Here is a 19,152-nt window from a genome sequence, read left to right as displayed (position 1 = left end):
TACAGCTAGCTCGAATTCTTGACCCGCCCGACAGAGTTGATCCTCCTTGATTCGCAACACCGCATCGAGTGAAGAAATGCCAGCTTCACGCATCGCCTTGACAGATTCCCTTACGACCGACATAGGCAGTCACCATCATCTAGTGAAGAGTGCCGAGACTTTGGTAAAACCTGACTCCCCAGCATCGGCTACAAGGATAGTAGTGTTGGTGAACCCATGCCGAGCAGCCTGCCGGCCTGTCCACGTTCCAGCAGCAGCAGACTCAAGGCTTTGTCCCGCTCGAGCCGCCCTGTTGAAGCCAGCCAGGTTATCCCCGTAGACCCAGTAGCCCTGAATTGACTGCACCCGGTCACCAAAGTGTGCCATCACATTGTCCAGCATCTGACTGCCGGACAACGGCGACCCCGCCTGCCGTTCAATCATCAACGTGAGATTGCCACTCGCGTCAAGATCGGCAATGATGCCGCTGCCGGATTCCCGATGCGATAAAGAGTAGCTGTTCTCGCTGGCGCTGACTTCGACGCAACTGCTGTTGTGCACCAGGACCGGGACCGCACCTGCGACCACATAGTACGTGTGGAGGTTGGCGACGGTGAGGTTGTGGACGGTGGCCTGGGGAACGGTCCAGCGGTCGATCGCGGTGATCTGGACGTAGGTGCCAGCGCTGGTCCTCAACCACTGACCGGGGTGGAGATCGGTGGCGTCGACCCACTCGCCCAGCTCCGGGACCCAGAACGGGTGACCATCGGTCGCGGTGACCTCGGCCGCCTTCGAGCCCTGCTCCCCATCGGTGTCGATGGTGATCTTCACGAGGTGCTTGACACCGTCACCCTTGATCGCCGCGGTGACCGTCTCCACCTCGGTGCGGCCTGTCTCCGGATCGGTGGCCACGACCTTGTCGCCCGGCTTCACGTCCTCGATTGGCTTCGTCGAGCCGTCGGCCATGAGGATCTTGGTACCGGGGACGAAACTGTTGGTGAGGCAGGACTCGCCGTTTGCTTTTCCGGCGCCGCCGCCGCCGCTGGCGCCGCCATTGCTGCGTGCGGTGGCACCCGACTCGCCGCCCGGCTTGGACGTCGTCTTGCCGCCGCCGGATTTCCCGGCGCCGCTTGAGGCTGCGGAGGAAGCTCCCGGGTTGGCCTTGGCCTGGGCCTGTTTCTGGACCGGGTTGCCGGTCTTCTTCGTGAGGTTGACGGCCTTGTTGCTGGTTGTGTTGACCTTGTCGAGCGTCTTCTTTGCCGCGGCCTGGGCGGCCTTCTTCGCTCGCTCGATGGCCGCTGCCTTGGCGGCTTGCGCCGCCCGCTCCGCCGCCCGCGCTGCCGCCAGGACCGCCTCGGCCGCTCGCTTCGCCGTCCGCCACGCGTTGATCGCGGTGATCACCCGATCGACGGCCCTGATCACGGCCGGGATCTTGCCGAGCTTAGCCCACGGGATCGCCTGGATGATGAGGCTGCCGCACGACCACATGTCACCGCCGAAACAGGCCAGCGCGTCGTTGATCCCGATGAACTCCTTGAGGATGTACCAGGCGGAGTCGAGGATCACCGACATCAGCGAGCGCCCCATGGTGGCCTGTGCCTGGGAGACCTGCGCGGCCGACAGGCCCGCGCCGGCCAGCGCCGCCGCCATCTCCGACGGGGTCAGCGACACCGACAGACCACTGGGGTCCGACAACGTCACCGGGTTGTTGTGCGCGTACGCGTACCCGTTGGACTGCATCGGGTCTGCCAGGTCCAGGACCGGGTCGGCGGAGAGGAACCGTCCCACCACCGGGTCGTAGAGGCGCGCACCGAGCGGGACATAGCCGGAGGCGTCGTCGCGGATGGCTCCGAGGAATCCGGCGTTGGTCTGCATGTTGGCGGCAAGCTTGTCGGTGCCGCGCTGGTTGCCGAACGGGTCCTGCTTCCGGATCCGGACCGCCATCGTGCCGGAGAGGACTACCTCCGCGTACGGGCTGCCCTGATGGTCGCCGGCCAAGGCGACCAGGCCCGGGGCGTCGAGGCCATAGGCGTAACGCAGCACCGCCCCGCCCGGCGCGGCATACGTGCGCTGCGTGTTGACCAGCGCACCGCCCCTCTGCACGGTGACCTGGGCGTCAGGCAGGTACAGAGTCGCCTGCCGGTTCTGGACCGTCAGCAGGCGGGTGCCGCCAGGACCGTAAATGTGGCGGGTCTCGTTCTGCGCCTCCCACTGCTGGGCGGCTGCGGCGCCGTCGCACGCCACCAGCACGAGCGGCGTGCCACTGGCGGAGGCCCCGTCCTTGACCGCGAGACACAGGCCGGACGCGGTGTGCTTGAGCTGGCCGGCGGAGGTGCGCTCCAGACGCTGGCCGGCCGACCCGTCACACTTCTGGAGTTGGAAGGCCGACCCGGCCGTGGTGCCCGCCGGCTGGATACACCAGTTGTCGTGCACGGACAGGGTGCCCAGGTTCGCGTTTGCCTGTCCCGGAGCCGGTGTGAAGGCCCACTTCTGCGCGACCGTGCTGTTGCAGGACCACAGCTGGACCGGGCGGCCGGCCACCGCGAGGCTGCCGCTGAGATCGATGCACTTGTTCGCGAGACCGACGTAGGCGGTCTTACCCCTTCCGCCCGCGCCGGCGATCCGCTCGATCTGGCCGTCATAGGTCCAGGAGAGCGTCTGCTGATCGCCGTTCTCCAGCGAGGTGACGGACTTCGTCTCGCCGGTCAGCTCGTACAGCCGCTCGGCCTCGGCGGTGACCGCCGCGCCCGCCGGGGTGACGTAGCTCTTGGTCACCTTGGTGAGGGTGCGCGGCTGGCTTCCAGCCCGCCCGTAGGCGTACTCGGTGGTGGCATCCTTCGCCGAGTTACCGGTGAGATCCTTCTCCACCAGCTTCGTGCGGTTGCCGAGCAGGTCGTACTCGTACTCCTGCCAGTAGCCGGCGCCGTCGGTTCCGGGTGCCACGTTGGCCGTGCCCGTCGGCTCCGCGGTGCAGGGTGTCTGATTTTCCGCCTGTGCCTTCGCCGTCCAGGCCTTCGTCAGCTGACCGAGTGCGTCGTGCCGGAAGCACTGTTGTTCCTCGATGCCGACGGCGTGCTCGCGGATCGCGGTGACGTTGCCCGCGTCGTCGTACCGGTAGGAACGCTTCGAGACGAGGTTGCCGTTGACGAGGGTCTTGTCACCGGTCTGCTCGCGGTAGACCTGCTGGTCGGTGAGGGCGCCGCTGCCGTCGTCGTAGCTGGACATGGTCCACACCCGGGACGGCTGCGCGCCGAGGGTGGAACGCAGCACCTGCCCGTACGGCGAGTAGACCGTCTCAGAGCCGTACCAGTCCTGGCCGGAGACCGACAGCGGCAGGCCATCCTTGGTGTAGCGGACCAGGACCTTCTCAGCGGGGAAGTTGCCGACGGCGGGCAGGCTGGTCGATTCGGGCTGGCCGGTGTCGGTGTACGCGTAGTCGTAGGTGTATGAGGTCCGCAGACCCCACGTGTCGGCGACCGACTGCGGCAGGCTGAGGGTGGTGGACGTCGGCTGGTAGTCATTGGTGTAGCCACCGATCGACTGCGTGTACGCCAGTCCGTCGGTGTAGCGGGTGGCGGTGGCGGGCAGACCCTTGCCGCCGGTCGCGGTGTCGTAGGTGAACTGGCCAAGGACCGTCCCGGTGCTGCTGTTCAGTCGCTGCTGAGTCGGGCGGGACAGCTCGTCGTAGCCGTTCCAGACCGTGACGCCGCGGGCGTTGGTGGAGGTCACCGGCCGGTCGCGGTGGTCGTACGTCATCCGGGTGGTGCCGCTGTCCGGATCGGTGGCCGTCTCCATCCGACCGCGGTGGTCGTAAGTCCAGGTCCACGGGTGGGTCGGGTCGACGGAGTGGGTGGCCTTCGCCAGCTGACCGCGGGCGTCGTACTCGTACCGCATCGAGGTGAACGCGGTGCGGCCGGCGTTGGTAAAGGTGTCCACCCGGGTGGTCCGGCCCAGGGCGTCGCTGAACAGCCGGTACGAGGCAGCGCCAGCCGGGTTGATCACCGTGGAGTGGTCGGCACCGTACTCGTACCTGGTGGCCTGATCAGGCTCTTCGTTGCCCTTCAGGACCGGCAGTTCCTCCGTGACCCGGCCGAGGCCGTCGTAGGTGTAGCGGGTGGCGTTCGGCACGGTACTGTCCGCCCGCGGCGTGAACAGCGTGCCGACCGGTCCGCCCTCGGTGTAATAGGCGTTGTTGGTCTGCCACACCTCACCGGAGCTGTTGTAAAGCGTGTCAGTGATCAGCCGGCCGCCGCCGGTGGCTTCCTCCTGGGTCTGCCGCTCACGGCCCAGTCCGTCGTAGATGGTGACGGAGGTCTGGATCCGGTTCTCGTGGCCGCGGCTGAAGGTGGTGATGTACGGCGGCTTCCCCACCGGAATGGCGTACTCGGCCCTGAAGTCCGGAATGGCTGCGGGCGACGGGGTGCGGCCGGGTGCCCAGGCCTTGACGAGGCGGCCCAGCGGGTCGAACTCCGCCTCGCTGACCCGGTTGTTGAGGTCGGTGATCTTGATGGTGACGGCGCGGCCCGGGTCCAACTCCTGGACCTGCTTGTGCCCGAGCGAGTTCTGCTCCGTGACGGTGAAGGCCTGGCCGGTCGCGGGGGTATAGGTGATCGTGGAGGTCTTGCCATCGGGGTCGGTGTTCGAGACGACGCGACCGACAGCGTCGAAGCCGGTGGTGCCGTTGGACTGGAAGCCGGAGCCGTCGCCCTTCAGCGACCAGGTCTGAGTCGCGAGCCCGCGCGTGGTGCTGCCGAGCGCGAGGCCATACGCCTGGCCGTCGTAGGCTACCCGGCTGGCCGAACTCAGCGTCGTCAGGTTGTCGAAGTTGGCAGCGATGCAGGTCGTCGGGCTGGTGCGAACCTGCTTGGTCAGGCCAATGAGGTTTTTGCCAGTGTGGTGGAGATACTCGACGTACGTGCAGGACTCATCGCCGTCCTTGCCAGTGTCGCCGAGGGACTCGATGTGCGTGGGCAGGCCGTACGTCGTCTCGTAGGTGGTCTTGGTCTCGACAGCTCGCTGGGGGGTGCGGGTGTCGTCACCGGTGCCGGAGGACTTGGTATACGAGACCTGCCGGGGCTCGGTGACCCGCCAGGCTTCCAACGGGCTCAGACCGTCGTCGCGGTTGCGGGAGGCGAGGAGTTGGGCGGCGGGGTAGGTGACGCTGCGGGTCAGCCAGTCCCGCTTGTCATCGTCGTCGGCGCTGGTGTAGGTGACTTCCTCGGCGACCCGCCCGGCGAAGGGCTCCCGGTCCTTGGCGATCTCGACACCAGTGATGTCCGTCATCGAGACGGTGTCGCCCATGCCGCGGAAGTAGCGGGTGACGGACTTGCTGCGCTTGCTGCCGATCGCGTCCTCGTCCGCCCCGGTGAGGACGGTGACCTGCTCGAAGCCGGCGAACTGAGAGTAGGTGCGGGTGGACTTCTTGGTGAACTCCTGCTCGGCGAGCTTCCAACCGGGGTTGGCGTACTCGTAGCGGGTTTCGGTGCTGAAGACACCGTCGACGTTTGGGAGTTCCTCAACGCTGTCCACAACGTACTTGTGGAACCAGTCGATTTCCTCGACCTCAGGGTCAGGATGCCAGAAGGACGGATAGCACAACCGGTTGTTGGCCTTCAGCGCGGCGGTGTTGCTCTTGCCGGGCAGGCCGGTGCCGGTCTTGCAGGCGCCCGTCGGCTCCTTGTAGGTGACGACCGTCTCGCCGCCGTACTCGTTGATGACCCGGGCGATCCGGAGCCGGGAGAAGCCGGGCCGGTTGTCCCGCTTGACACGGTTCGGCATGTCCTCGGCGTTGGGCTCAAAGCGCACCGACTTGAGCTGGATGTTCTCGTCCGTCGTGCCTCTGCGGCCGTAGCCGGTACGAGCGATCGACTCCAACCAGAGGGCGGTGTTGGGGCCGGTCCGCAGGACTGGGAACGACTGCTTGAGCTGATACTCATCCACCACCTGACGCGCGCTGGTGTCGGTGCGCCGCTGGGCTGACGTTGCAATCTTGTCGAGACGCTTACGAGTGAAAAAGGACGGCCCAGCGTTCCAACACATCTGGCCTTTTGCGCAGCGCAGGTCAGCCGGCGTGTCGTACCAAATGCGGTACTTGGCGGGATTCTTGTCGGCGAAGTTGGCGTCGCTGCAGGTGAGGGTGCCCTCGGCGAAGCAGCGCTCGGCCACGGTGAAGTTGACCCGAGCCGGTGCGGTGGCCGAGAAGATCGTGTCCTTGCGCTGCCCGTAGTCGATCCGGAGGAGGTAACCGCCCCGGTCATACTCGACCGGCTTCTTGAAGTTGAAGTTCTGGGCGTAGTAGTTCGTCTCGCGCTTCCACCACAGGCTCATGGCGTTGCCGTGGATGTCCTCGACGTAGTCGAGGGACCAGCGCCAGGCCCGGGTGCAGACAGAGCCGGCCCAGTTGCCCGGCTTGTAACAGGGCTCGTTCGGGTGGTTGCCGTAGACCGGCACGGTGAGGACCGATTCGGTGAGCGAGTCGGTGCTGGACCAGCCCGGGAGACGGTTGAGGCCGAAGTGGTAGCGGGTGCCGTCCCGGGTGGTGATGATCCAGTACTCGCCCTCCTTGTCAAGGGTGTGCCGGGTGGTGTCCTTGAGCAGTTCGACCTTGGAGCCGTCGCCGTTGGCGGTGAACCAGGTTTCCGTTGCCTCGTCCCAGACCAGCTCGGTCGTCATGCCGCCGAGCGACAGGGTGGCGTTGTTGGAGCCCCAGCACAGGTCGGCCGTGCGGTGGTCCTTGTTGTTCGCGCCGGGCTTCTTCGAGTCCTCCCGGCAGTTGGCGTAGCTGCGGGTGATCGCCCCCGGATTGTAGTCCCAGCCGTCGCCGATCCAGGATGCCTGGTTGTTGGTGGCGGAGGTGCGCCCGTCCACCGACTGCGAGGAGTACGACAGGGCCACCTTCGGCATCAGCCCGCCGGCCGTCTCGGGCACCTGCACCTGGTACGAGTAGGTGAAGGCACCGGAGGAGGAGCCCGCCGCCCAGGAGCCAGAGGAGAGCAGCGGGGTGGCGGTGAAGTCGCCGGCCGACGACGCTCCGGTGTCCAGCACGCCGACGACGCTTGAGTCGCTCGACGCCGCAATGGCGCTGGTCGAGGATCGGGCGGAACCGCCCTGTGCCCCGAGCAACCGGCCGACGGGGAGGCTGGCCCTGACTATCCGCCGGGTCGGCTCGTCCTGCTCCGCCATGCCGCGGGCGGGGGCCTTCTTCGCGCCGCGGGCGGGGGCCTTCTTCGCGCCGCGGGCGGGGGCCTGCTTGGTGGGTACCAGCTCCACCTCGCTGCGCACGACCTCCGCGGTGGCCGGGTCGGCGGTGGCCGACCGCGCCCCGGTGCCCCCATCGTCGTCGCCGTCCGGGGCGCAGTCACCGGTGTCGGGGGCGTCGTAGACACAGCTGGGCAGCAGCATGACGCCAAAACGGTCGGCGGCCTGCGGACCGTACAGGTCGGCGAAGGGCGTGTAGTCGACGCTGAGGGCGACCTCTGCGGTGGGGTCGGCGGTGGCCGGCGGAGTGATCTTCATGATCAGGCCGGACAGGCCGGCGTCCTGGGACGCCTCCGGGGAAGCGAGGTCGACGGTCCAGGTGCCGGCGAGGGCGGCCGGATCACCGCCGTCCGGCACGCCGAGGGCGACCGGCAAATCGTCCACCGGCTTGGTGGCGCCCGGTTCGACCCCGGTCAGGTCCACGGCCCCGCTGGCCTGCTGCCACGGGGTGACGGCCTGCGGCTCGTACAGGTCCACGTCGACCGGATCCGCGGTGGTCAGGTCCTTTGGGCTGCTCTCGTCCTCGCCGACCTGCTCACTCTGCGGAATCTCCGGCAGTTCGACGGTGCTCTTTTCCCGGCTCATGCCGGGCGGGGGGACCGCCCACGCCTCGGCGGGCAGCATCGTCCCGACCAGCGTGGTCGACAAGGCCAACACCAACGCCGTACGGGCACGACGCCAGCGACGATGATGTGACCTCAACGGGGTCCGTCGGCCGTGCCACCACCGGGACTGCAAACCGGCACCACGCATACGAGTCGACTCCCACCAGCGCGAAGACGAAAGAGAAGCCGCGGAAGGCCCGCGAACCGGCCCGCGCCGGGTGTGGCGCGTGCGTGAGCACTTTCGCCTCAGGAGAAGCCCACGCTCAAGGCCTCAAGAAGTAACCAAGCGCAATCTATGTGATCTACACCACTGCTCAATTAGACCCAAGACCCATCAACCGGGATTAATGGGCGCTTGCCCGACGAGTCGCTGGATATCAATCAGGGCGGAGTGTCCAATCTCGGACACAAGATCTAAATCAATGGGTCACTCCTTGCAAACCGAGCGTGATGATCACGGATTGGTAACGGTTCCGGGATCGACAAACCGCCCCGGGGTCATGCGATCGTGGGGCCCACGTTCTGCCCCTCGGCTTGCCGTACGGGGCCGTCCGTCGTGTCTGCCCTGTCCGTTCGGCCCCCAGGGAGTGGACTGCGTGACCACGCCTCGCCTGCTCAACCCCTTCGTGCGCACGCGCACCCGGTTGGCCCTCACCGTCGGCCTGTTGGTGGCCGCCCTCGTCGCAGCCCCGCTGCCCTGGTGGCTCCGCGCGGACCAACAGCGGGAGCTGGCGGACGCCGCGCCAGCGCACTCCTTCCGGGACGAGGCGACCGCCATGGTCGAGGCCGTCCGCACCGGCAAGGAGGTGTTGGTGGACGCCGCCACCAGCGCCACCTCGCTTACCTGGGCACTCCCCGACGGACAGCTGCGCAGCACGTTCCACGCCACACCCCAGCGGGTGAAGGACGCCACGGGACGGTGGACGCCCATCGACACCAAGCTCGCCCGCAGCGACAACACGCCCGGCGGCCTCGACGTACGGCCCGTCAACCCGCCCACGCCGGTGCGCTTCTCCGGCGGCAGCACCGCCGACGATCCTGCCGCCGACAGCGTCCTGGCCGAGATGGATGTCGACGGCCACACCATCGCATTCATCTGGCCCGGTCGACTGCCGCAACCGGTGCTCGACGGACCACGCGCCCTCTACCCGGACGTGTTGTCCGGGGTGGATCTCCTCGTCGTCGCCCGCGAGGACGGCGGTTTCGCCCAGCTGCTGATCGTCAAGAACCGGGCGGCCGCCACGATCAAAGCCGCCAGCGCGATCACCTACGGCCTGCGGTCGCAGACCGCCGTCTTCCGCCATGACCCGACCACCGGCGGCGTCCGGGTCCTCGACCGGACCGGCAGCCGGGAGATCAGCTCCCTACCCACCCCGTTCGCCTGGGATTCCGCCGGCCGGGATCCCGAATCTCCCGGGGCTGCTATCCGCACCGCGGTGACCACCCCCGCGGACGTGCTGCGACTCTCCGGCCTCAACGGCAGCGAGCCGGGGGCACGTAACGCGCCGATCCCCACCAGGCTTGAGGGCGACGGCACCGGAGCAGTCCGGCTGCACCTGAACGCCGCAGGCAGCGGCCTGCTCACCAGCAAGGACGCGCTCTTCCCCATCTTCCTGGACCCGACGCTCACCAGCGGCCAGCAGGCCTGGGCGACCGTCTACGCGCAGCACCCCACCACCAACACCTGGAACGGCACCAACTTCAACTCGGGGACCACCGAGGCCCGGGTGGGCTACGACCAGTCAACACCGCTGCGAACCCGCTCCTTCTGGCGGATGGGCTTCGACAGCAAGCTGAAGAACGCGAAGGCCAGCGCGGCCACCTTCAAGATCCTGAACACCCACTCCTGGAGCTGCACGAATCGGGAGATGCAGCTCTGGCTCACCGGCGCCATCTCCTCCGGCACCACATGGAACGCGCAGCCGAAGTGGACGACGCTGCAGCAGAAGAAGTCCTTCGCCTACGGCTACACCGGTTGCGCTCAGGACTACGCGAGCTTCAACGTGCAGGACGCGGCCCAGCAGGCCCTCGACGCCGGCTCGTCGACCATCACGCTCGGCATGCAAGCTACCAGCGAGTCCGACACGCTGACCTGGCGAAAGTTCAAGGTCAGCACCGCGGAGCTCTCCGTCACCTACAACCGGCCGCCCAACACGCCGACGGGCGTCACCTCCGACCCTGGTGGCAACTGCGTGCCGGGTCCGGGTAACGGTGTCACGATCGCCAAGACCAACATCGTGTTGTCGGCGACCGCCACCGATCCCGACAGCAACCTGAAGGCCCTGCACTTCCGCTTCTGGAAGAACGGCACGACGGCGCCTGCGGACACCGTGGTAACCGCGTCGAGCAGTGGCAAGGCAAGCCTGACAATTCCCTCCACCACCTTGGAGGACAGGGCGACCTACCTGTGGGACGTGCGCGCCGAGGACACGTCCGGAGCGTTGTCCGGGTACTACCCGGCGACCCAGTCCTGTCGCCTCACGATCGACAACTCCAAGCCCTCAAAACCGCAGGTCACCAGTGATGTTTTCAAGGAATTCACTCCCGACGGTGAGACCTGGGCGACCGTGAAGTTGGGCCAGGCCGGCCCGGTCACCTTCACCTCCACCGGCGCGACCAAGTTCAAGTACACCCTTGACGGTGCCAACTGGACGGAAGTCACTACCACCACCGGCACCTACACCAAGTCCGATCTCAGGCCACGGCACGCTGGTCCCACCACTATTCAGGTGTACGCCTTCAACGCGGTAGGCAACCAGAGCGACCGTAAGGACTACACCTTCTATCTGCCACCCCGCGACGCTGCCGACGGACCCGGTGACACCAACGGTGACAATCTTCCCGACCTGTTGATCGTGGACACGTCCGGGAACCTTCGGAACTATGCTGGCGACGAGGGCGGGGCTTTGGACGCGTGGCTTGCCGCCTCGTACACCGACGACGGCAGGCTCAACCCGCCGGGCCACTGGTACGACCCGGCCACCGGCAAGGCCGCCCTGATCACCAAGTACGCCGACGCCTACCCGGGGGACGGCCTCACCGACCTCTTCGCCCGCACCCCTGACGGCGGCTTCTGGCTCTACCCGGGCGACGGCTACGGCAGCTTCAACGTCGACCGCCGGATCCGGGTCCTGTTGCCGCCCAACGCGCCGGACCCGGCCACCTGGACGCAGATCAAGGCGGTCGGCGACATCACCGGCGACAAGCTCCCGGACCTGGCCCTCCGGGCCGGCACCGCGTTCTGGGTGCTGAGCGGATACACCGGGGCGAGCTTCCAGACGGCAACCCTGATGGAGGGCAGCGCGTGGGCGCGGCGGGAGATCGTCAATGTCGCCGACATCGACCTGGACGGCACCCCGGACCTGCTCTGGCGCAACCTTGACAACGGCAACATGTACGTTCGGCACGGCAAACCGGGCTCCGTTCTCGGCAGCGTGAACCTGGATTCACTCAAGACCGCCGCCAACTCCCGCGACGGCGACGTCTCCTACGGCACCGGCTGGTCGGAGGCGAACATCAGCGCCCTGGTCGCCATCCCGGACGTGAACGGCGACCGGGTGCCCGACCTCTGGGCTCGCTCCGGTACCGACGGGCAGATGAGGATCTACTACCCGTCCAAGACCAACGTTGGCAACCCGGTCAGGGTGGTCCTCGGTGAGGACTTGCGCACCCACAGGTCCTTCGGCTGAACCGCCTAGGGTGACGGGCCTGAGCAGGTGACTGCTCAGGCCCGTCGTCATCTGGGCGGCACCGCGCTGTCGGGTCGTCGCACGGGAAAAGGGAAGCCGCTCAGGCCGGCTGGCGCAGGACGAAGGTCTCCAGCTCCTCGCCGCCGTACCACTCGGTGCGGACGCCCACGTGGGTCATGCCGAGCCGGCGGGCCACCGCCATCGACGGTTCGTTGCCGGCCATCACCACCGCGTAGATCTGTGACGTGCCGGTGGCGAACTCCCGCTCGATGACGGCCCGGGCCGCCTCGGTGGCGTACCCGTGCCCCTGCGAGTCGGGGTGCAGGTGCCAGCCGACCTCGATGTCGTCGGTGGGCGTCACGCCGTCCCGGCCCGGCAGCGGCTTGAGCAGCACGCTGCCCACGGCCTGTCCGGCATCACGCGTCTCGATCGCCCAGAGGCCGTACCGGCCGGCGTACGGGGCGTACCGGTTCCGCCAGGCCTGCACCCGCTCCGCCGCCTGCGCCGGATCGGTCAGCAGCCCCGACCCGCCGCCGAGCCAGCGCATCACCTCGTCCCGCGAATAGATGTCGAAAACCTGAGCCAGGTCGGCAGGGCCGTCGGTCCAGTCACGAATCAGCAGGCGGTCGGTCGAGGCAATGGTCATGGTGCCGGATGGTAGTGCGTGCCGCTGGGCGCGAGCGCCGGGGCGGGCGAGGCAGTCTCGTGAATGCCGTAGCGGCGATAGAGGCGGGCCAGCGGGCCGGGCGCCCACCAGTTCCAGCGACCGAGCAGGCGCATGGTCGCCGGCACCAGCAACGCCCGGACCAGCGTCGCGTCGACCACGATCGCCACGATCATGCCGACCCCGATGAGCTTGATGTAGGTCATGCCGCCGGTGGTGAAGCCGGCCACCACGATGATCAGCAGCAGCGCCGCGGCGGTGATGATCCGCCCGGTGTGCTGCAGCCCGCCGGCCACCGCAGCGGTGTTGTCACCGGTGCGATCCCACTCCTCGCGGACCCGGGAGAGCAGGAACACCTCGTAGTCGGTGGCCAGCCCGAAGAGCACCGCAAGCATGAGGATCGGGTTGCTCGGCTCGATGAAGCCGGTCGAGGTGAAGCCGAGCAGCCCGGCCAGGTGGCCGTCCTGGAAGACCCAGACCACCACGCCGAACGACGCGCCGATCGAAACCAGGTTCATCAGCACCGCCTTGACCGGCAGCACCACCGAGCCGAAGGCGAGGAAGAGCAGCAGCAGGGTGGCGCCGGCCATCAGCAGCGCCATCCACGGCAGATGGTCGCCGAGGCTGTCCAGCAGGTCCCGGTCGGCGCCGGGCCGCCCGCCGACCAGCACCTCCGACCCGGCCGGCCCGGGCAGCGCGCGCAGCTCGCGGACCACCCGCTGGGCGACCTCGCCGGTCGGCTCGCCGGGGTAGGTCACCGACAGCAGCGTGGTCTCGCCGCGCTCGGCGGCGACCCGTACCCCGGCCACCCCGGGCACCGCCTCGACCCGGTCGGCGAACCCGCGCGCCGCCTCGGCCGACGCCCCGGAGACCAGCACGTCGATCGGGGCGACCTGGCCGCCGGGGAACTCGGCGGCGATCCGTTCGGTGACCACCCGGGGCGCGGCGTCCGCCGGCAGCACCCGCTCGTCGAAACCGCCGAAGGTGACATGCAGGAACGGGGTGGCCAGCACGACGAGCAGCACCGCGACCCCGACCAGATAGCGCACCGGGCGGCGCATCACGCTCCGCGCGATCCGGGCCCAGGCGCCGCCCCCGCCGGCCGCCGCCGGCCCGGCGCGCCGCGTCCCACGCCGCCACGGCAGGGGTACGCGCACCGCGTCGATACGGTGGCCGAGCACCGCCAGCAGGGCCGGCAGCACCGTCAAGGCGGCCAGCATGGCGACCAGGACGGCGGCCACGCCACCGAGCCCCATCGAGCGGAGGAACGTCTGCGGGAAGATCAACAGGCTGGCCAGGGCGAGAGCCACCGTGAGCCCGGAGACCAGCACGGTCCGGCCGGCGGTGGCCATGGTGCGGCGGATCGCCTCGGCGGTGTCGTGCCCGGCGGCGAGTTCCTCCCGGAACCGGCTGACCACGAAGAGGGCGTAGTCGACGGCCATGCCCAGGCCGACCAGCGTGATGATGTTGATCGCGAAGACCGACACGTCGGTGAAGAGGTTGACCACGCGTACGGCCACGAACGCGCCGAGGATGGCCAGGCCGCCGATGAGCAGCGGGGTGGTGGCAGCGACCAGCCCGCCGAAGATCAGCACGAGGAGCACCAGCAGCACCGGCATGGACAGCGCCTCGGCCCGAGTGATGTCGGTCTTTGTCTGGTGATTGGCGTAGTGCTGGAAGGCGACCGTGCCGCCGACCTCGGTCCGCACCCCCGGGGCGTTCAACGCCGGGCGGAGCGCCGCGAACTGCCCGGCCCGCGCGTTCTCGTCGGCACCGGCGAGCCGGATGAGCGCGTAGGTGGCCCGGCGGTCGCTGGCGACCAGCGCCGGGGCCGGGCTGTCGTACCAGGTGGTCACGCTGGCCACCTCGGGCCGGGTGCGCAGCCCGGCGACGGTGGCGGTGACCGGGTCGCGGAAGGCCGGCTGGTCGACCGCCGTGGTGTCGCTGGACCAGAGCACGATCACGTCGGCGCCCTGCCGGCCCAGTTCGGCGGTGATCCGCTCGGCGGTCCGGGCGGATTCGCTGGCCGGGTCCTGGAAGCCGCCCCCGGTCAGCTCGCCGAAGACCCCGGCGCCCCACGTCGAGCCGAGCACCACGAGCGCCACGGCGGCGGCCAGCACCGCCCACCGGGCGCGTACGACCACCCGCCCCCACCAGGCGAACATCCTTACCCCCTACCGACACGGTCGTATCCGGTCGGCATCGATTAGATCAGTGAACGGCAACGCCCTCCCCGACGGGAGCACGCGCCATTAGGCTCCCGCAGCATGAGCGAAGCGAGTGAGTTGCCGGCCCGCGCCGACGTCGTCGTGGTCGGCTCCGGGCACAACGGTCTGGTCTCGGCGATCCTGCTGGCCCGCGCCGGCCTCGACGTGCTGGTGCTGGAGGCGGCCGAGGTGATTGGCGGGGCCACCCGCACGGAGAGCCCGTTCCCGCAGGTGCCCGGCCTGCGCCACTCCACCGGTTCCTACCTGCTCGGGTTGATGCCGCCGGAACTGCTCGCCACGCTCGACGTCGACATCCCGGTGCTGCGCCGCGACCCGCACTACTTTCTGCCCACGCCGGGCGGGCCCGGCGCGCCGTACCTCCTCTTCGGCAGCGACGCCGCGGCGAGCCGGCGGCAGCTCGCGGAGATGTTCTCCCCCGCCGACGCGGCCGCCGACGACGCGCTCCAGGTCGAGCTGGCCCAGCTCCGCGAGGACCTGGCGCCGGCCTGGCTGGTCGAGCCGCTGCCGGTGGCGGAGACCGCCGAACGGTACGTCCGCCCGGCCCTGCGGCAGGTCTTCGTCGACCTGGTGCGCGGCTCGGTCGCCGACTACCTGGCCCGCTTCGACTTCCGCTCCGAGCTGCTGGTCAGCATGTACGCGGTCACCGATGGCCTCTCCGGCCTCAACGCCGGCCCGGACGACCCCGGGACCGGTCACAACTTCCTCGTGCACAACATGTGCCGACTCCCGGGGTCGGGCGGCACCTGGATGATCGCCCGGGGCGGCATGGGCACCGTCTCCCGGACCTTCGCCGACGCCGCCCGCGCCGCCGGGGCGACCATCCTGACCGGTACGCCGGTCACCGCGATCACCCTCGACGGCGGTGCCGCGTCCGGGGTCGTGCTCGCCGACGGGCGAGAGGTGGCCGCCTCCGTGGTCCTCGGGGCGTGCGACCCGTACCGGTTGATGGAACTGCTGCCCGACGGCGCGCTCCCGACGGCGCTGGCCGAGCGGATGACGGCGGTCCGCCGTCCCGGCAGCACGCTCAAGCTCAACCTGGCGCTGACCGGGCTGCCCCGGTTCTCCTGCCTGCCGGCGGACGCGCCCAGCCCGTTCGGCTCCACCATCCACCTGCTGCCCGGCTCGGCGTCGCTGGTCGGCGGTGGGGGCGAGTCGCCAATGGCGGCGCTGCGCGCAATGTGGGCGGACGTGCGGGCCGGACGGCTGCCGGAGGAGCCGACCATCGAGTGGTACCTGCACACCACGGTCGACCCGTCGCTGGCCGACGACGCCGGGCACCACTCCTCGGCGCTGTTCGTGCAGTCGGTCCCGTACGAGCTGGCCGGCACCACCTGGGACGCGGCGCTACCCGGTTACGTCTCCCGGCTGATCGACGTCTGCGAGCGGTACGCCCCCGGCACCGGTGACCTGATCGCCGACGCGGTGCCGCTGCCCCCGCCCGGCATCGAGGCGCACTTCGGCATCACCGGCGGGCACATCCACCACGTCGACAACACCGTCTCGTTCACCGACCGAATGCCCTACGCCACCGGCATCGACGGCGTGTACGCCGGCAGCGCCGGCTGCCACCCCGCCGGCAGCGTCATCGGCGCCGCCGGCCACAACGCCGCCCGCCGCATCCTCACCGACCTGTCCCACTAACCCCCCCCCCCGCCCCGCCCGCCCCCCGCCCCGCCCCGCCGATCATGGAGTTGTGGTGGGCAACTTGGGCCGATCCACGGCTTTTGTGAACGACCACAACTCCATGATCACCGCGAGCGGGGGTGGGGGGGGTGGGAGTGGGAGTGGGAGTGGGGGTGGGTTAGGTCGTTGGGGTGTTGGGGTCGGCGGGGTGGGCGCGGATCTTGTGGCCGACGCTGGTGAGGCAGCGGCCGCTGGACAGGTCGAACTTCCAGCCGTGCAGCTGGCAGGTGAGCTGGTCGCCCTCGACGATGCCGAACCGGCTCAGGTCCGCCTTCAGGTGTGGGCATCGGCGCTGCACCACCCAGCCGTCAAGCGTGATGTCCTCCGCGTCGACCGCCCGCTCGTGCTCGTCGTACCAGCCCTCCGCGTACTGGAGGCGCTCCTCCGACAGGCATTTGAAGAACGCGTAGACGAACTCGTTGTACTGGCCGATCCGGGCTGCGGAAAAGCGGCAGGAGAGGAAGAGCGAGTTGACCCAGTCCACCTCGCCGATGTGCAGCAGGTGCTCAATCAGCGCCCGTTCGGTCCGGAACCGGTAGCGGACCTTCTCGTCCGCGTACGGCCGGACCTCCTGGCCCGGGAAGTCCACGACGATCGACTCGACGCTGTCACCGTCGTACCCGATGAGGTCGAAGCGGACCGGGCCACCGACGCCCTTGGCCAGGTAGATCGACTCGTCCAGCAGCGGCTCGATCCGGCGCTTCATCTCGCCCAGGACGTCGACCTCGGGGTGCCGCCAGGACGTCTTCTCCGCCTCGATGATCGGGCGCTTACGCTCCCGCATCTCCTCCAGGTGGGCCACCTTGTTGGCGAAGAACTCCTCCACCGGCACGGGGTGGGTGGTGGTCGCGCCGGAGGTGGTGATCTCGGTGACGCTGCCCGGCAGCAGCACGATGCCGTTCGTGCCGCCGACCTTGGCGTACTCCTCGAGGAAGACGGACTGGTCCGGGAAGATGTTGCCCTCGTCGCCGAAGATGTCGTTGAACTGCCACAACGCGTCGTCGAGGAAGCAGGGCGGGCCGGCGATCGGGAAGACGTGGTCGGCCTTCAGGTCGTCGATGTAACGCCAGGTACGGTCGAACTGCCGGTCCCGCTTCTGCTTGCCGAACGCGGTCTTCGCCGCCTGCGGCAGTTCGTAGACCATCGGGTACCAGATCGCGCCGGAGAACTGCAGCAGGTGCGCGTGCACGTGGCCCAGCTCGGCGAAGACGCTCAGGTCGCTCGGGCGGGCGTCGTTCTGGTTGAGCAGCCGGACGCCGTCGTACTCCACCCAGAGCGAGGAGTCACCGATCGGCCCGTCGGTCGGGCTGGTCAGCGCCTGAATCATGATCTTGAGGCCGCCGGGTAGCTCCACCACCTGCTCGTTCGGCGCCTTGAGGAACTTGGTGAAGCCCAACTCCCGCAGCTCGTCCTCCATCTCGGAGGTGGGAAACTCGGGCAACAGGACGGTGGCGTCCTTCGAGATGTAATCGCGCAGGTGCTTGGCGTCGAAGTGGTCGCGGTGCAGGTGCGACACGTACAGGTAGTCGACCTGGCCGAGGGCCTGCCAGTCGAGCAGGGAATTGTCCGGGAATGGGAACCACGAGGCGAAATAGGCCGGGTTGACCCACGGGTCGCACAGGATGCTGCCCGCAGCCGTATCGATCCGCATGCTGGCATGTCCCGTACCGGTCACTCGCACCGCGGTCCCCCTCTAAAGACAATCAGGCGTACGTCAAGACGCTACCGGAGGCAGTGTGATCGCCGTTCCGCGACGCCGGTAGTGCCCACCGGCCCATGCGGAACGGGTCGAACGGCCGGGTACGCGGTCGCCACCCGAGGTCCGGGCACCCGATCAGGTCGGACCCCGCACCGGGCCCGGCACCGGGCGTGCCAGACTAGCCGGAGATCCGATCGTGAGGGAAGGACCGACAGTGGCAGGAAGCGAGCCGGTAACCGCGCCAGATCAGCACAAGCCCGGACACCGTAGGTCCGGACGGATCGGCGCGGTGCTCACCGCGGTGGCGCTGGTCCTCATGGCGTTCTGCGGCAACCACGAGGGCAGGGTCGAGGAGATCTGGCTGGTCGGGATCGCCGCGCTGCTGCTGGCCATCGTGATCGGCGACGCGGTGCTGCGCCGCAACGGACTGCGGTCCTGACCCGCGCTCGGCCGATACGCCCGAAGGCCCGTCCCCACCCGGGGACGGGCCTTCGTCGTAGACGGGTCAGCGGCCGAGCAGGATGTCCTGCACGTCCTTGAGCGCGGCGTCGACCTCGGCCTCGAAGTAGCCGCCGGGCACCAGCCCGAAGCGCAGAGTGTCCAGATCCTTCGGGTTCACCGGCATCGGGCTGCGCCCCTGCATACCGCCGAGCAGGTCCTCGAAGAACCGGTCGACCTGGTCCGGGTCGTAGCCGCTGCCGAACCGGCGCACCTGGAAGCCCCGGCGAATCTGGTCCACCCGGTGAAGGTCGCTGCCGGGCGGCCCGGCCATCGGCGGCCCGACCATTGGCGGCCCAGCCATCGGCGGCCCGACCACCGGCGGACCCGCCACGGGTGGGCCGGCCATCGGCGGGGGCCCACCGAAGCCCTGCTGAGGCAGGGACGGCGGGCCTGCCGGGCCGCGGCCATGCAGGTCACGCTCGGGCATCCGGATCTCGGCAGTCATGTCGGGCCGGCCACGCCGGCCGGCCTCGAAGCCGTCGAACCGGTCATCGGGGCCGTAGCCACCCGGCCCAGGCGGCAGGCCACGGGACGGCGGGCCACCGTGACCCATCGGGGCACCCGGACCCATCGGGGCACCCGGACCGCCCATCGGACCGGGGCCGACCGGGCCGTGGGGGGCGTCGTAGCCGCCGCGCGAGCCGTCATAGCCGCCGGCAAAGGCCCCGGTCGGCTCGTCGTAGCGGCCAGCCACCGGGGCATCGTAGCGACCACCGGCTGGACCGTCATAACGACCAGGGGCCGGCTCGTCATAGCGGCCACCAACGGCCGGCTCGTCGTAACGACCAGCGGCCGGCTCGTCGTAACGACCAGCGGCCGGCTCGCCGAAGCGGCCACCAACGGCCGG

The 19,152-nt window shown here is 69.1% G+C and carries 7 protein-coding genes and 1 pseudogene; 3 read left to right on the top strand and 5 right to left on the bottom strand.

Annotation, left to right across the window (positions count from 1 at the left end; all coding sequences use genetic code 11):
• Window positions 1-135 precede the first annotated feature (135 nt).
• The gene (locus ABZ671_RS16030) at window positions 136-7,989 is read right to left on the bottom strand and encodes a ricin-type beta-trefoil lectin domain protein (protein WP_357857666.1); all 7,854 of its coding nucleotides are present in this window, start codon (window positions 7,987-7,989) and stop codon (window positions 136-138) included.
• A 448-nt stretch (window positions 7,990-8,437) separates the two neighbouring features.
• Between ABZ671_RS16030 and ABZ671_RS16025 the strand changes: the two genes are divergently transcribed.
• Window positions 8,438-11,530, top strand: coding sequence for a hypothetical protein (locus ABZ671_RS16025; protein WP_357857663.1), 3,093 nt, complete (start codon window positions 8,438-8,440; stop codon window positions 11,528-11,530).
• Window positions 11,531-11,630: 100 nt separating this feature from the next.
• Here the strand turns inward: ABZ671_RS16025 and ABZ671_RS16020 are convergent, their stop codons facing one another.
• Window positions 11,631-12,176: a GNAT family N-acetyltransferase gene (locus ABZ671_RS16020; protein ID WP_357857660.1), complete on the bottom strand. Its 546-nt coding sequence runs from the start codon at window positions 12,174-12,176 to the stop codon at window positions 11,631-11,633.
• A complete protein-coding gene (locus ABZ671_RS16015) occupies window positions 12,173-14,359 on the bottom strand; it encodes an efflux RND transporter permease subunit (protein ID WP_357857657.1) in 2,187 nt (728 codons plus the stop codon). Before ABZ671_RS16015 ends, ABZ671_RS16020 begins: the two co-directional genes overlap by 4 nt.
• 102 nt (window positions 14,360-14,461) lie before the next feature.
• Between ABZ671_RS16015 and ABZ671_RS16010 the strand changes: the two genes are divergently transcribed.
• Window positions 14,462-16,063, top strand: coding sequence for an NAD(P)/FAD-dependent oxidoreductase (locus ABZ671_RS16010; protein ID WP_357857654.1), 1,602 nt, complete (start codon window positions 14,462-14,464; stop codon window positions 16,061-16,063).
• 160 nt (window positions 16,064-16,223) lie between these two features.
• Here ABZ671_RS16010 and ABZ671_RS16005 read toward each other — a convergent pair whose 3' ends face one another.
• Entirely contained in the window at window positions 16,224-17,786 is a 1,563-nt protein-coding gene (locus ABZ671_RS16005; RefSeq protein WP_357857652.1) for a Rieske 2Fe-2S domain-containing protein, read from the bottom strand.
• A 232-nt stretch (window positions 17,787-18,018) separates the two neighbouring features.
• On the opposite strand from ABZ671_RS16005, the gene ABZ671_RS16000 reads away from it, so the two are divergent.
• Entirely contained in the window at window positions 18,019-18,243 is a 225-nt protein-coding gene (locus tag ABZ671_RS16000) for a DUF2631 domain-containing protein (protein ID WP_357542453.1), read from the top strand.
• Between the two features lie 66 nt (window positions 18,244-18,309).
• Here the strand turns inward: ABZ671_RS16000 and ABZ671_RS15995 are convergent.
• A pseudogene (locus ABZ671_RS15995) lies at window positions 18,310-18,993 on the bottom strand (cell division protein DivIVA); the annotation flags it as partial.
• Window positions 18,994-19,152: the final 159 nt, after the last annotated feature.

The organism is Micromonospora sp. NPDC006766 (genome assembly GCF_040636055.1).
In the GTDB taxonomy this organism is placed as follows: Bacteria; Actinomycetota; Actinomycetes; order Mycobacteriales; family Micromonosporaceae; genus Micromonospora.
This window is presented reverse-complemented; position numbering and strand designations above follow the sequence as displayed.